Origin of the sequence: Paracoccus yeei ATCC BAA-599 (genome assembly GCF_000622145.1) — a bacterium.
Taxonomy (GTDB): Bacteria; Pseudomonadota; Alphaproteobacteria; order Rhodobacterales; family Rhodobacteraceae; genus Paracoccus; species Paracoccus yeei.
Map to the genome: position 1 here is coordinate 1 of NZ_JHWH01000010.1, position 13,384 is coordinate 13,384.

Sequence of the window (13,384 nt, forward strand, 5' to 3'; positions counted from 1 at the left end):
CGCCCGGCGCGCTTGCCCAGAACCACCGGCCCGACTACCAATCTCAAACCCGTAGACCCTCGTTGTGAACGAGGAACCACCCGGGGGGCAGGTCACTGACGGCACTTCGTGCTTTATCCCGGCCCCGCCTGGGCTGGATCAGGCCGAGGCGCGCAGGATCAACCGGCCCTCGAGCCGGCGCAGCGGCTGGGTGGGGCGGACGCCGTCCTCGATCATGTGAAACAGGGTGGTGAGGCTGGCTTCGGCGATGGCCACATAGTCCTGCGCCACCGTGGTCAGGCCGGGGGCGGTAAAGCGCGCCATCGGATGGTCGTCGTGGCCCGCGACCCGCAGCGCGCCACAGGCGCCGCGCCCGACCGGCACGCCCCGTTCATAGGCCGCCGCGATCAGGCCGATGGCCAGGCGGTCGTTGGCGCAAAGCACGGTCTGTCCCGGCAGCCCGCCCGGCAGCAGATCAAGCCCGGCCCGATAGCCGAGTTCCTCGAAATCCCAGCCGCTGACCTGAGTGGCGATCACATGCGGCTGAAGCCCCTGGTCGGCCATGGCGCGGACATAGGCCTCGCGCCGCTCGCGGGCGTTGGTGTTGACGGCGGGCATGTCCAGAAAGCAGGGCGGCGCGCCGCTGCGGCACAGATAGTCCACCATCAGCCCCATGGACTGGGCATTGTCGGTGCCCACGAAGACCTCGTCCCCGTCCATGTGGTTGTCGAAGATCACCGTCGGAATGTCGGCCGCCAGCTTCCGGATGCGGTCCGAGGCGGAGCTGTCCCCCAGGGGCGCGACGATCGCCCCGGCGATGCGCAGGGAATAGAGCATCTCGATGGCGCTGCGTTCGCGGTCGGCGTCGCCATGCGAACCCAGGACGATGGCCCAATAGCCCGCCTCGATGCAGCGGGTTTCGATCTGGCGGACGATCTCGGCATAGAACGGGTCGATGATGTGGGGGACGATGATGCCGATGTTCTTGGTCAGCTTGCGGTTCTGGTTGATCGCGAACAGGTTCGGCCGATAGCCGTAGCGGGCAATGGCCTGCTCGATCCGCTCCCGGGTCGAGCGGCGGACGCTGGAAGGGTCGTTGAAGTATTTCGAGATCGTCGGCCGCGAGATGCCGCTGACCGACGAAAACTCTTCCATGTTCCTGATCTTGTGGTCTTCCATCCCGGCTCTTTCCCGGCGCGCGTCGGAATGTGGCGGCGCCTGTCCAAGGTCCTGCATTGTTTTCCGCATGACCCGCAAGGGTCAAGGGCAGCAGGCCGCCACATAGTCCTGCACCAGCCCCTGGACCGCCGCCAGCGCCAGGTCCCGCGCCCGGGACGGCAGCCGCCCGGCGCGCACCTCGGGGTAAAGCCCGCCCAGGTATTGCGCGACCAGCGTTTCCGGCAGGTCGATGCCGTCGAGCAGCGCGAACAGCTCGGCCACCGCCTGTTCGGCCTCGGGCTGCGGCCAGTAATAGCGGATGCGGTCGCTGTACGAGAAATGCCGCTGCAAGGCCTGCTCGGCCTCGGTGCCATGGTAATAGCGGTCCCAGTTCCGGGGGGCGTCCAGCATCACCGCCTCCATCGTGTCGCGCAGGCGGCGCGAGCGACGGCCGGGGAACAGCTCCTCGGCGATGGCGTCCAGCCCGTAAAGCGCCTGGCGCAGCATGAAGGTCAGGCCCGGCCCGACCTTGAGGATGGCAAAGCCGTCGCCGACCAGCGCGGCCAGCGCCTCGCGCGTCTGGTAGTCGGTCGAATGCGCCTCGTAGACCAGGCCCGGCATCCGCCCCAGCACGGCGGCAAGGTCGCGGGCGGCTGCGGGGTCATAGCCGATGACGTTGTGGTTGCCGAACTCGACCCCCGGCTGGACGACAAGCCCGATGACGCGGGCGAACGCATCATCCTGCCCGGCATCCGCAAAGGCCTGCCGGTGGACGGCGTGGGTGGTCAGGGCGGCGTCGGGGCGCGTGACCTCGAGCCCCTCGATTTCCTCCATGGCGCCACCGGGGATCGGGACCTCGGTGCCGATGACATAGACGGGCGGGATGCCGCCCGCGGGCCGCGCCGCCTCGGCCGCCGCGGCCAGGCGCGCGGCGCGGGTCGCGGTTTCGGCGTCGTCCAGCGCGACGGGTTCGCCCGCGCAGCCCATGGAGCAGTCCAGGTGCAGCTTGGTGAAACCTGCAGCGGCATAGGCGCGGATCATCACCTCGGCCTTGTCCATCGCCTGTTCGGCGGGCAGGTCCTTCCAGGGGTTCGGGCCCAGATGGTCGCCGCCCAGGATCAGCCGGTCCGGCGGAAAGCCCACGCGCGCCGCGATGTCATGGACGTAGCGGCGAAAATCGGCGGGCGTCATGCCGGTATAGCCGCCGTCCTGGTTGACCTGGTTGCAGGTCGCCTCGATCAGCAGCGGCAGGGGCGTCGGCAGGGTGGAGCGCATCGCCGCCTCGATCGCCAGCGGATGGGCGGTGCAGATCGAGGGGATGCCCGAAGGGCCGGGCCGGTCGCGCCATTGAGCGATGGAATGCAGTGGGTTGTCGGTCATCGGTTTAGGCCCCTTGTTCTTGCAGCAGCGCCATGAGTTCGGCGCGGGTCGAGGTGCCCTCCATGGGCCCCAGCCGCGTCACGGCGCGCGCGCCCGCGGCATTGGCCAGGCGCAGCGCCAGGCCCGGTTCGGTGTCAGCCAGCCACAGGCTGAGAAAGGCGCCGCCAAAGGCGTCCCCCGCTCCGGTCGGGTCGATCTCGTTCACCGAGAGCGGCGGGGCATCGACGCGCAGGCCGCGCTGGAACAGGCTGGCCCCCTCTGCGCCGCGCTTGACGACCACGGTGCGGATGCCGCGCCCCAGCAGCGCGGCGATGGCGCCGGCCTCGTCCCGGCCGGGGTCGAACAGGAACAGCTCCTCGCCCGAGGGCAGGAACAGGTCGGTCATGTCCAGGATCGCCCCCAGCGCCTCGCGCATTCCCGGCGCGTCCAGCAGTTCCGGCCGCAGGTTCGGGTCGAAGGAAATCGTGCCGCCCCGCGCCTTGATGCGCCGCGCGGCATCCATCACCATCCGGCCCAGCCCGGGCGCGGACAGGGCCGAGCCCATGACATGCAGATGCCCGCAGGCATCGACCAGCGCCTCGGACGCGGGCGTGGGCCGGATCTGGCCGCAGGCGGCATGGCGCAGGTTGTAAAGAAATGCCCGGCTGCCGTCGGGACGATAGCGGACGAAGGCGCTGCCGGTGGTTTCCCCCACAGCCACCTCGATGCCCGAGACATCGACCCCGTCGGCCCGCAGCCGGTCGATGTTCAGCCGCCCGAAATCGTCGTTCCCCACGCGCGAGACGATGGCGCAAGGCGTGCCCAGCTTGCCGCACTGGTCGACGAAGATCGCCGGCGCACCCGAGGGGAAGGGCCCGACCAGCGGCTGCGCCTGCAGGAACCCGTCGCCCCGCGTGGTCGCCACGATCTCGACCAGGACTTCGCCGATGGTCAGGACTTTCTGCATGGTCAGCTCCGCCGCTGCTTGGCCCGAACGTCCAGCCAGACGGCGATCAGGATCACCAGCCCCTTGACGATCAGCTGATAGAAATAGGGCACGGACAGCATGTTCATGCCGTTGTTCATGACCCCGATGATAAGCGCCCCGATCAGCGTGCCGACCATGGTGCCGACGCCGCCCGCCAGGCTGGTCCCGCCCAGCACCGCCGCGGCGATGGCGTCCAGCTCATAGCTCATGCCGGCGTTGGTCTGGGCCGAGTAGAGGGGCGAGGACAGCAGGATGCCCGAAATCGCCGCCATCACCCCCGACAGGGTAAAGATGGTGATCTTGAGCCGGTCGACCTTGATGCCGGAATAGACCGCGGCCTCGCGGTTGCCGCCGGTCAGATAGGTGCGCCGGCCAAAGGTCGTGCGCGACAGAAGGATGTGGTTGAACAGAAACAGCGCCAGCACGATCCAGATGATGATCGGAAGGCCAAGCCAGGCATTGCTGCCGATGGCGGTCCAGGCCGGGTCCATGATCATCGCCGGCGCCCCGTTGGTGGGCAGGCTGACAAAGCCGCGATAGATGCCCATGGTCGCCACCGTCACGATGAACGACGGTAGCATCAGCTTGGCCGTCAGCACACCGTTGATCAGTCCCATGACCGCGCCGGCCACAAGCGTGAACAGCAGCGCCGGGACGAAGCCCCAGCCCAGGGCCAGGGCCTGCGCCCCCGCCATGCCCGCCACCGCGATGATCGAGCCGATGGACAGGTCGATTTCGCCCAGCAGGATGACCCAGGTCATGCCGAAGGCCGCGATGGCGACCACCGCCACCTGCTGCAGGATGTTCGTCAGGTTCGCGATGGTCATGAACCGTTCGTTCATGACGGAAAAGATCACGCACAGCACGACCAGCGACACCAAGATGCCGCCGTATTGATGCAGGGCGGCGCGAAGCTGGTGGCGGGTCGCGTGAATGTCGGGGTCGGTCGTCTGGGTCATTGATGGGTTCCCGTTGCATGGGCCATGACGCGTTCCGGCGTCAGGTCGCCGCGCGGCGCCGTGGCCCGCAGCCGGCCTTCGGCCATGATGGCGATGCGGTCGGCCAGACCCAGAACCTCGGGCAGTTCCGAGGACACCAGCAGGATCGCGGTCCCCTGGGCGGCCAGTTCGCGGATGATGCGATAGATCTCGAATTTCGCGCCGACATCGACGCCGCGCGTCGGCTCGTCCAGGATCAGGACGCGGGGCCGGGTCAGCAGCCATTTCGCCAGCACGATCTTTTGCTGGTTGCCGCCGGACAGGGTGCCTGCGGGCGTGTCCAGCGCATTGGTGCGGATCGCCAGCCGCCGCACCTCGGCGCCGGCGGCGCGGCGTTCCTCGGCAAAGCGCAGGAAGCCGCCCCGACCCGAGAACCGGCCCAGCGAGGCGGCCGAGATGTTCGAGCGAACGCCCGCGCCCAGGATCAGCCCCTCTTCCTTGCGGTTCTCGGTGACAAAGCCGATGCCGGCGGCAATGGCTTCGGCCGGGTCGCGCGGATGCAAGGGGCTGCCTCCGACGATGATCTGGCCGGTCGCGGCGCGCATCCCGAACAGCGCCTTCATCACTTCGGAGCGGCCCGAGCCGATCAGCCCGAAAAAGCCCAGGATCTCGCCCGGGCGGACAGCGAAGGAGACATCGGCGAACGCCTTGCCGCTGGACAGGCCCCGCACCTCGAGCGCGGGGGAACCGACAGGGTCCGGCGCCGCGGTCAGGCGGGGCGGATAGATTTCCTCCATCCGGCGCCCGACCATCAGCGCGATCAGGTCCTCGATGGTGGTATCCTCGCGCTGGCGGGTCGCGACATACTCGCCGTCGCGGATGACGGTGATGTCATCGGACAGCCGCATGATCTCCTCCATCCGGTGCGAGATGTACAGGATCGCGGTGCCCCGCGCCTTGAGCCGCTCGACGATGCGGAACAGGATCTCGGCCTCGGAATCGGACAGGGACGACGTGGGCTCGTCCAGGATCAGCACCTTGGCCGGGCGGCTCAGGCCCTTGGCGATTTCGACCAGCTGGCGCTGTGCGATGGACAGTTGGCCGACGCGCGCGTCCACATCGACCGGCAGGCCCAGGTCGCGCACCAGCGCCGCCGTCTGGGCCCGCAGCTTGCGGTCGTTGATGAAGCCCAGGCGCGACGGCTCGTGCGTGGCCATGATGTTCTCGGCCACCGTCAGGTTGTTGCACAGGCTGAGTTCCTGAAAGACGATCGCCAGGCCCTGCGCCGCCGCATCCTGCGGGCTTTGCGGCGCATAGGGGCGGCCGTCCAGCACCATCTCGCCGCCCGAAGGCTGGTGGACCCCCACCAGGATCTTCATCAGCGTGGACTTGCCGGCGCCGTTCTCACCCAGGATGGTATGGACGCGGCCGGGCCTGACGTCGAGCCGCATGGACTTGAGCGCCGCGACCGGGCCGAAGCTTTTTCTGACGTCGCGCAGGGACAGCACGACTGGCGCGGTCTGGCTCATCCGCTTGCCTCCTCCCCCAGGGCCGGCGCAAGGCATCGCGGGGCGGCGCCTTGCGCGACAATGACCCTATTTCTTGACGTAGACGCCCGGCACGATGGGCTGCTCGGCGGGAACGTCCTTGCCCTCGATGACCATGGCGGCCGTGTCCACGGCGGTCTTGCCCATCTGGTCGGGGAACTGCTGGATCACGCCGACCATGGTCGGGTTGGTATCGACCGCGTTGCGGGCCTCTTCCATGCCGTCAAAGCCGATCACCTTGACCTTGCCCTCAAGCCCGGCCGACTTTACGGCGACGGTCGCCGCCAGCGCCGCATCGTCGCCAAAGCCGAAGATGCCGGTGATGTCGGGATTGGCCTGCAGCATGTTCTGCGCGACGGCCAGGGCCTCGGCCCGGGTGATGCCGGTCTGCTGGGCGACGATCTCGATGCCCGGATGCGCCTCGAGCGCCTTCTTGAAGCCCTCGATGCGGGCGACGACCGACTGGACGGTGGGATAGTCGATGATCGCGACCTTGCCCTGGCCGCCCAGGACCTGGGCCATCAGTTCGCCCGCCTTGACGCCGCCGGCATAGTTGTCGGTGCCGATGTGGGACGTGACCTTGGCGTTCGCCGCCGGCACGTCCACGGTCACGACCTTGATGCCCGCGGCCTCGGCCTTGGCGATGGCAGCCATCACACCCTGGCTGTCCACCGGCGAGATCACGATGACATCGACGCCCTTGACGATGAAGTCCTCGACATCGGCCAGCTGCTTGTTCAGGTCCTGGTTGGCGATGCTGATTTCCAGCGGCACGCCCTTGGCCTCGGCCTCGGCCTTCATCGCCTCGGCCAGTTCGATATAGAACGGATGCTGCTGCGTCAGCAGCGAGGCACCGATGCCGTCGGCCTGCGCCGCCCCGCCAAAGGCCAGCGCGGCCGAGGTCAGCAGCGCCGAAAGCGCAATCTTGTAGGTCATGAGGCCCTCCCAAGGTCTCAACATCAACGAGACAGCCGGCAAAGCCGGCGACGCACCGGATTCCCGTTCCGGCGGTCAGGGAGGTTTAGAGCAAAAACTTTTACGGGTGTCAATTATAGACGTTACCCGAGGTAATTTTCTGCCCTAGGTACTCACGAGCGAAAGCTTCTTCGAATTGTTTCCTCAATCAATTCAATAAAGTTGCCGCGGCGCCGGCGGGTCACAGAAATACCGGACGAGGCGACCCTGGGTGGCCGCCCCGCCATGCTGCCGCGCATCAGGCTATCTCTTTGGCCGCCGGCAGTCGCGCATCGATCCGGATGACCCCTTTGCGCAAGGGTTCACGCTGTCCGACACCCGGGAACTGCAGGTGGGCGAACTGTGCCTGCCAGGGCCAGGATCACCGAAGCGCCGCCCATGGCCTGGCCGGCCGGGCGGCGCCCCCTTGCGTCAGATCAGAAAGTCGCTGCTGTCCAGTTGCGCCACGCGGAAGTTGTCGATGGTGATGGTGGTATCGGCCGACAGCCGCAGCACCACATCGTCGCCGACCTGCTGGGCCGAGCGGATCAGCGCGTTGACCTGCGCCGCGCTGTAGTCGTCGATATCCAGCCGATCCTCGCCATTGCGGAAATCGGTGATGCGGTCGCGCCCGTCGCCAAGCTCGAACTCGAACACATCGGCGCCGGCGCCGCCGGTCAGCGTGTCGGCCCCTGCCCCGCCGTCCAGCGTGTCGCGACCTGTGCCGCCGTGCAGGAAGTCGAACCCGCTGCCACCGTCCAGATCGTCATTGCCCGCGCCGCCCAGCAGGCGGTCGTTGCCGGCGTCGCCGTCCAGTTCGTCGTTGCCGTCATCGCCGGCAAGCGTGTCGTTGCCCGCGCCGCCTTCAAGTTCGTCATGACCCACGCCACCGTGCAGAAGATCGTTGCCGGTGCCGCCCTCAAGCTCGTCATTGCCGGCGCCGCCATACAGCTTGTCGTTGCCGGCCCCGCCCTCGATTTCGTCATTGCCGCCGTGGCCCAGGATGGTGTCGTTCCCGCCCAGCCCGGACAGCCAGTCCGAGAGGTTGGTTCCCGCGATCCGGTCGGCCAGGTTGGTTCCGATCTTGCGTGCCATCATGCGATCCTTTCGTTGTTGATTCGGGTTTTCGGGGCGCGCTGCCCCGGCTTGTGCCTTCGTCTTGCCACAACCCGCCTGACAGCGCTCTGATCCGATCTGTCAGCGAAATGTCAGCGGCGAACCGCTAGATAAGGCGTCATGACACGCGCGCTTTTCCTTTTCCTTGCCCTGCTGCTGGCGCCGCAGGTCGCCGGCGGCCAGGGCAGCCCCGGGCCGGGCCCCGGCCCCGGTCCCGACGTCGAGCTGGCCCGCGACCTGGTCGAACGCGGCGAGATCCTGCCCCTGGCCCAGGTCCTGGCCCGGTTGCAGGAACAGCACCCCGGCAAGGTGATCGAGGTCGAGCTGGAATACAGCAACGGCATCCTGGTCTATGAAGTCGACCTGGTCACCACCGACGGCCGCCTGATCGAGGTGGACATGAACGCCGCCAACGGCACAATCGTGGATGTGGACGAGGAAGAGGACTGAATGCGCGCCCTGGTGGTCGAAGACGATCCCCGCATCGCGGCCGATCTGGACCGCGCGCTGACCGGCTCGGGTTTTCGGGTCGAGACGGTGGCGGATGGCGACAGCGCCTGGTTTCGCGGCGGGACCGAGAATTACGACCTGATCGTGCTGGACCTGAACCTGCCCCGGCTGGACGGGCTGACCGTGCTGAAGCGCTGGCGCGCCGAGGGCTGCGAAAGCCCGGTTCTGATCCTGACCGCGCGCGGCGCCTGGACCGAACGGGTCGAGGGCATCGACGCGGGCGCCGACGATTACCTTCCCAAGCCCTTCCGCATGGAGGAGCTGATCGCCCGCGCCCGCGCCCTGGTGCGCCGTGCGGGCGGGCGCGGCGCGGGCCAGCAGCAGTTCGGCCGGCTGGTGGTGGATCTGAACCGCATGACGGTCGCGCTGGACGGGATCCCCGTGGCGGTGACGCCGCTGGAGTTCCGCCTGCTGGCCTATCTGGCGCTGAACCGCGACCGGGTGATCGCGCCGGGCGAACTGCTGGAGCATCTTTACGGCGACGACGACGCGCGCGAAGCGAACGCGCTTGAAGCCATCATTGCCCGCCTGCGCCGCAAGCTCGGGCCCGGCGTCATCGCCACGCGGCGCGGCTTCGGCTATCACCTGGACGCGCAGGCGTGAAGGTTTCGATCCGCTGGCGGATGATGCTGGCCGGGGCGCTCGCCATCGTGGTGGCGCTGGCCTTGTCGTCGGTCGGGCTGGCACTGCTGTTCGACCGCCATGTGGAACGCATCGCTCAGGCCGACCTGAAATCGCGGGCCCTGGCCCTGGCCTCGATGGTCGAGCGTCTGCCCCCCGGCCGCCCCGCCCTGCGCCCGGTGCCGCTGGACCCGCTTTATGAGCAGGTCTTTTCGGGCCATTACTGGCAGATCAGGCTGGGGGACGACCTGCGCCATTCCCGCTCGCTCTGGGATGCCAACCTGCCCATGGTCGAGGGGCCCCCCGTTCCCGGCCGCCTGACGATGCTGGACCTGACCGGCCCGCAGTCCGAGTCGCTGATTGCTCTGCAACAGGACCTGCTGATCGGTTCCGGGGCGGATGCGGTGCCGCTGCAGATCCTGGTCGCGCTTGACCGCAACGAACTGGCCCTGGCCCGGCGCGGCTTCATGCGCGACCTGCTGCCCTATCTTTCGTTGCTGGGGGCGCTGCTGCTGACGGCGTTCTTCGTGCAGATCAGCGTCGGCCTGCAACCCCTGGCGCAGGTTGGCGCCCGGGTGGCCGAACTTGCTCGCGGCGCGCGCACCCGGATCGGCACCGACATGCCGGCCGAGGTGGTCCCGCTGGCCAGCCAGATCGACACGCTGCTGGATGCCCGCGACCGGGAACTGGCCCGCGCCCGCCACCGCGCGGCGGACCTTGCCCATGGCCTGAAAACCCCCTTGCAGGCGCTGATGGGCGACGCCCGGCAACTGCGCGACAGCGGCCAGCACGAGATCGCCGAAAGCATCGAAACCATCGCCGCCGCCATGCGCCGCCATGTCGACCGCGAACTGGCCCGGGCCCGCATCCAGACCGACCGCGCCGCGGCCGGCGCCGACCCCGCGCAGGTGCTGCGCAAGCTGGTCGAGGTCCTGCGCCGCACCCCGCAGGGCGGCCTGATCGACTGGCGGATCGAGGCGCCCGAGCCGCTGCGCGCCCGCATCGACGCGGGCGACCTGACCGAGGCGCTGGGGGCGCTGATGGAAAACGCCATGCGCCACGCGCATGAAACCGTCACCGCCTCGGTCCGGGCCGAAGGCGGCAAGGTGGCGATCCGGGTCCGCGACGACGGCCCCGGCGTGCCCGAGGCCGACCTGACCCGCCTGACCCAGCGCGGCCTGAGCCTCGACCCGGAAAGCGAGGGACAGGGCATTGGCCTGGCCCTGGTCGCGGGCGTGGCCGATGCCGCCGGAGGCAGCCTGCGGATGCGCAACGCCCGCCCGGGACTCGAGGTGCTGCTGACGCTGGACCCGGCCGCGCGCTAGGGCCGTCAGGCCCAGGTGTCGCCCACGGTGAACCCTTCCGTGAACGGGTCGTCGTGGTCCAGCACCAGCGTGTTCAGCCCATAGATCCAGCTGGTTCCCGAGACCTCGGGAACGACCGCGGCGCGGCCGGCGATGGTCGTTTCCTCGACTAGGCGGCCGGTATAGACATTGCCGAGGATGCTTTGGTGGCGGAAGGGCCGATCCAGCGGCAATTCGCCCTTGGCGTGCAGCACCGCCATCTTGGCGCAGGTGCCCGTGCCGCAGGGGCAGCGGTCGATCGCGCCGGTCCAGGTCGCCGGATCGTCCCAGGAGAAGTCGCCCGAGGCCATGGTGACGGCGTTCTTCCAGTCCGCGTTCGGGTCCCCGGTCGGTCCCGAAAGCTGCGAGATGGTGATGCCCACGCCGGGATAGTCGGGATGGGCGACCGGCAGCTGCTCGATCGCGGCCTGCCGGATCATCGCGGACACGCGCGTGATTTCGCGCCCATGGTCGGGGATCAGCTCCAGGCCCGGGAACTGGCGCACGTCCGCGATGACATAGAACATGCCGCCCCAGCCCACATCGACGCGCACACGCCCCAGGTGCGGCACGTCGATTTCGACGTCCAGATGCGCGGCAAAGGCGGGCACGTTGCGGAACGTCACGCTTTTGACCTTGCCGCCCTGACATTCGGCGCGCACGCGGATCAGCCCGGCCGGCGCCTCGAGCACCAGTTCGGTCACCGGCTCCTGCATCGGCAGCAAGCCCATCTCGAGCAGCACGGTGACGACCGAGATCGTGTTCCCGCCCGACATGACGGGATATTCGATCTGCTCCATGATGATATAGCCGGCATCGGCCTCGGGGTGGGTCGGGGGCACGATGATGTTGCAGCAATGCGCCGGATAGCCGCGCGGCTCGCGCAGCATCAGCTTGCGCAACTGGTCGTCGTTGGTTTCCAGCCATTTCATCTTTTCATAGACGGAATTGCCCGGAATGTGCGGCACGCCGCCGGTGATGACACGCATCGGCGTTCCGGCATGGGTATCGACGGCATTGATCATGCGCTTGAACGCCATGACTCTCTCCTGGAAATGATGGTGGTCGGCCGCCCGGGCGCCGGCCCGGGCGGAAACGGTCGGGCCAGGACCTAAAGGGCGGCTTCGACCTTCTGCGCCACTTCGGGCGGCACCCATTTGGTCCAGATGTCCTTGCTTTCCTTTAGGAAGTGGACGGCGCCATCCTCGCCCGTGGCCTGGTTGTCGGTTTCCCAGGCCATCAGCTTGCTGACGGTGTCGTTGCTCCAGCCGCGGGTGTTGAAATAGGCCATGACCTCGGGGCTGGTGCGTGCGGCGAAATCCTTGGTGACGACCGTCATCACCTCGTCCACGGGCCAGCCGGTGATCTTGGGATCGGCGCAGTCGAGCGTGGTGATGCAGCGCTTCCATTCGTCGGGATCGTGTTCGACCGTCGCCTGCAGCATCACCATGGGATATTTGCCCAAGAGCGCGGTCGGCGCCCAGTAATAGGTGATGAACCCTTCCTGCCGCTCGTAGGCCTTGGCGATGGCCCCGTCGAGGCCCGCGGCCGAGCCAGGGCTCATCAGGTTGAAGCCCTTGGCCTCGGCGCCATAGGCTTTGTAAAGCTGCGCGGTGACGACCGTGGCGCCCCAATCTTCGGCCCCGTTGAAGATCACGCCCTTGCCGGAGTCCTCAGGGTCGGGAAACAGTTCGGGATGGGCCAGGGCGTCGTCGACGGTCTTGATCTCGGGATGGGCGTCGGCCAGGTATTTCGGGATCCACCAGCCTTGGATGCCACCATCGGGCAGCGCGGGGGCGCCATAGATGATCTTGCCCTCGGCCAGGCCGCGCGGCACCACTTCGGGCAGCAGGTTCACCCAGGTTTCCGAGGACACGTCGGGATCGCCCTTTTCCACCATCGAGGTGGTCGTGGGTACGGTGTCGCCCGGCACGGTCTCGACCGTGCAGCCATAGCCGTGCTCCAGGATGAACTTGTCGACAAAGGTCAGCACCTCGGCGCTTTGCACGTTGTGGACGGCCAGCGTCACATCCCCGCATTCCGCGCCAAGTGCCATGCCGCCTGCCCCGCAGAAGGCGGCGGCAAGGACGGTCGAGCCAAGCAGTTTCTGCATTTCCATCTCCCTGTATGCGGCTGGTTGTTGGAGGGTGCCGCTTTGTTTCGAAATACCGCCAGAGCTTAATGGGCTTCAAAACCGTATACGATATTTCAGATACAGTTTTGTGCGAGTGCCGCGATTCGGTCAAGCACGATCAACGAAAGAAGGGAATTTCTGCGCTGTAGCGGGCGTCTCGAAGGAGGGTGGAAATGCAAAACCGCCCCTTTTGCGGGGGCGGTTTCGGTCCGGGGCTGGGCCGGCGCGTTGCGTGGGGTGGCCGGGGGGCTCTGCCCCCCGCGTCCCCGTGGCCCCTCGACGGGGCCTCGGGGACGCGCCCCCCGGGGTATTTGCGCAAACGGTGAAGCGCTCAGAGCTTTCCTGTGAGTTCCGGCACCACGGTGAAGAGGTCACCGACGAGGCCGTAGTCGGCGACCTGGAAGATGGGGGCCTCCTCGTCCTTGTTGATGGCGACGATCACCTTCGAATCCTTCATCCCCGCCAGGTGCTGGATCGCGCCCGAGATGCCCACGGCCACGTAAAGCTCGGGCGCCACCACCTTGCCGGTCTGCCCGACCTGCCAGTCGTTCGGCGCATAGCCACTGTCGACCGCCGCGCGCGACGCGCCGACCGCCGCGCCCAGCTTGTCGGCGAGCTGCTCGATGATCGCGAAGCTCTCCTTCGACCCCAGCGCCCGGCCGCCCGAGACCACGCGTTTCGCGCTTGTCAGTTCGGGACGGTCGCTCTCGGCCACCTCGTCGGCGACCCAGGACGAC

General features: G+C 67.9%; 13 protein-coding genes. 3 read left to right on the top strand and 10 right to left on the bottom strand.

The window, feature by feature from the left end; all coding sequences use genetic code 11:
* Window positions 1-138: 138 nt before the first annotated feature.
* From BU28_RS0107060 to BU28_RS0107090, 7 genes are all read right to left on the bottom strand, one after another.
* Entirely contained in the window at window positions 139-1,134 is a 996-nt protein-coding gene (locus BU28_RS0107060) for a LacI family DNA-binding transcriptional regulator (RefSeq protein ID WP_248616120.1), read from the bottom strand.
* Between the two features lie 105 nt (window positions 1,135-1,239).
* A complete protein-coding gene (locus BU28_RS0107065) occupies window positions 1,240-2,517 on the bottom strand; it encodes a D-tagatose-bisphosphate aldolase, class II, non-catalytic subunit (RefSeq protein ID WP_028718851.1) in 1,278 nt (425 codons plus the stop codon).
* A gap of 4 nt (window positions 2,518-2,521) precedes the next feature.
* A complete protein-coding gene (locus tag BU28_RS0107070) occupies window positions 2,522-3,463 on the bottom strand; it encodes a tagatose kinase (protein WP_028718852.1) in 942 nt (313 codons plus the stop codon).
* Between the two features lie 2 nt (window positions 3,464-3,465).
* Window positions 3,466-4,443: an ABC transporter permease gene (locus BU28_RS0107075; RefSeq protein ID WP_028718853.1), complete on the bottom strand. Its 978-nt coding sequence runs from the start codon at window positions 4,441-4,443 to the stop codon at window positions 3,466-3,468.
* Window positions 4,440-5,951 (bottom strand): sugar ABC transporter ATP-binding protein, encoded by a 1,512-nt coding sequence (locus BU28_RS0107080; protein ID WP_028718854.1) that lies wholly within the window; start codon window positions 5,949-5,951, stop codon window positions 4,440-4,442. Before BU28_RS0107080 ends, BU28_RS0107075 begins: the two co-directional genes overlap by 4 nt.
* Before the next feature lie 66 nt (window positions 5,952-6,017).
* On the bottom strand, window positions 6,018-6,905 hold the full coding sequence (locus tag BU28_RS0107085; RefSeq protein WP_036762282.1) for a substrate-binding domain-containing protein: 888 nt from the start codon (window positions 6,903-6,905) through the stop codon (window positions 6,018-6,020).
* 450 nt (window positions 6,906-7,355) lie between these two features.
* Entirely contained in the window at window positions 7,356-8,018 is a 663-nt protein-coding gene (locus tag BU28_RS0107090) for a calcium-binding protein (protein WP_028718856.1), read from the bottom strand.
* A 141-nt stretch (window positions 8,019-8,159) separates the two neighbouring features.
* On the opposite strand from BU28_RS0107090, the gene BU28_RS0107095 reads away from it, so the two are divergent.
* The 3 genes from BU28_RS0107095 to BU28_RS0107105 are packed head-to-tail and all read left to right on the top strand — an operon-like array spanning window position 8,160 to window position 10,495.
* The gene (locus BU28_RS0107095) at window positions 8,160-8,489 is read left to right on the top strand and encodes a PepSY domain-containing protein (protein ID WP_028718857.1); all 330 of its coding nucleotides are present in this window, start codon (window positions 8,160-8,162) and stop codon (window positions 8,487-8,489) included.
* Entirely contained in the window at window positions 8,490-9,152 is a 663-nt protein-coding gene (locus tag BU28_RS0107100) for a response regulator transcription factor (RefSeq protein WP_028718858.1), read from the top strand.
* The gene (locus tag BU28_RS0107105) at window positions 9,149-10,495 is read left to right on the top strand and encodes a sensor histidine kinase (protein ID WP_028718859.1); all 1,347 of its coding nucleotides are present in this window, start codon (window positions 9,149-9,151) and stop codon (window positions 10,493-10,495) included. The genes BU28_RS0107100 and BU28_RS0107105 overlap by 4 nt, the downstream gene beginning before the upstream one ends.
* Window positions 10,496-10,500: 5 nt before the next feature.
* Here the strand turns inward: BU28_RS0107105 and BU28_RS0107110 are convergent, their stop codons facing one another.
* The 3 genes from BU28_RS0107110 to BU28_RS22290 all read right to left on the bottom strand — a co-directional run.
* Window positions 10,501-11,553 carry a proline racemase family protein gene (locus tag BU28_RS0107110; RefSeq protein WP_028718860.1) on the bottom strand — a complete coding sequence of 351 codons (1,053 nt, stop codon included), beginning with the start codon at window positions 11,551-11,553 and terminating at the stop codon, window positions 10,501-10,503.
* Between the two features lie 71 nt (window positions 11,554-11,624).
* A complete protein-coding gene (locus BU28_RS0107115; RefSeq protein WP_028718861.1) occupies window positions 11,625-12,626 on the bottom strand; it encodes a glycine betaine ABC transporter substrate-binding protein in 1,002 nt (333 codons plus the stop codon).
* Window positions 12,627-12,978: 352 nt separating this feature from the next.
* Window positions 12,979-13,384: electron transfer flavoprotein subunit alpha/FixB family protein (locus BU28_RS22290; RefSeq protein WP_036762329.1), on the bottom strand; the 406-nt coding region annotated here is incomplete at its 5' end.

Coding starts and splice junctions, on each gene's coding strand:
- BU28_RS0107075 (WP_028718853.1), bottom strand. CDS start 4,443: ATGACCCAGACGACCGACCCCGACATTCACGCGACCCGCCACCAGCTT.
- BU28_RS0107080 (WP_028718854.1), bottom strand. CDS start 5,951: ATGAGCCAGACCGCGCCAGTCGTGCTGTCCCTGCGCGACGTCAGAAAA.
- BU28_RS0107115 (WP_028718861.1), bottom strand. CDS start 12,626: ATGCAGAAACTGCTTGGCTCGACCGTCCTTGCCGCCGCCTTCTGCGGG.
- BU28_RS0107090 (WP_028718856.1), bottom strand. CDS start 8,018: ATGGCACGCAAGATCGGAACCAACCTGGCCGACCGGATCGCGGGAACC.
- BU28_RS0107095 (WP_028718857.1), top strand. CDS start 8,160: ATGACACGCGCGCTTTTCCTTTTCCTTGCCCTGCTGCTGGCGCCGCAG.
- BU28_RS0107110 (WP_028718860.1), bottom strand. CDS start 11,553: ATGGCGTTCAAGCGCATGATCAATGCCGTCGATACCCATGCCGGAACG.
- BU28_RS0107065 (WP_028718851.1), bottom strand. CDS start 2,517: ATGACCGACAACCCACTGCATTCCATCGCTCAATGGCGCGACCGGCCC.
- BU28_RS0107100 (WP_028718858.1), top strand. CDS start 8,490: ATGCGCGCCCTGGTGGTCGAAGACGATCCCCGCATCGCGGCCGATCTG.
- BU28_RS0107060 (WP_248616120.1), bottom strand. CDS start 1,134: ATGGAAGAGTTTTCGTCGGTCAGCGGCATCTCGCGGCCGACGATCTCG.
- BU28_RS0107085 (WP_036762282.1), bottom strand. CDS start 6,905: ATGACCTACAAGATTGCGCTTTCGGCGCTGCTGACCTCGGCCGCGCTG.
- BU28_RS0107070 (WP_028718852.1), bottom strand. CDS start 3,463: ATGCAGAAAGTCCTGACCATCGGCGAAGTCCTGGTCGAGATCGTGGCG.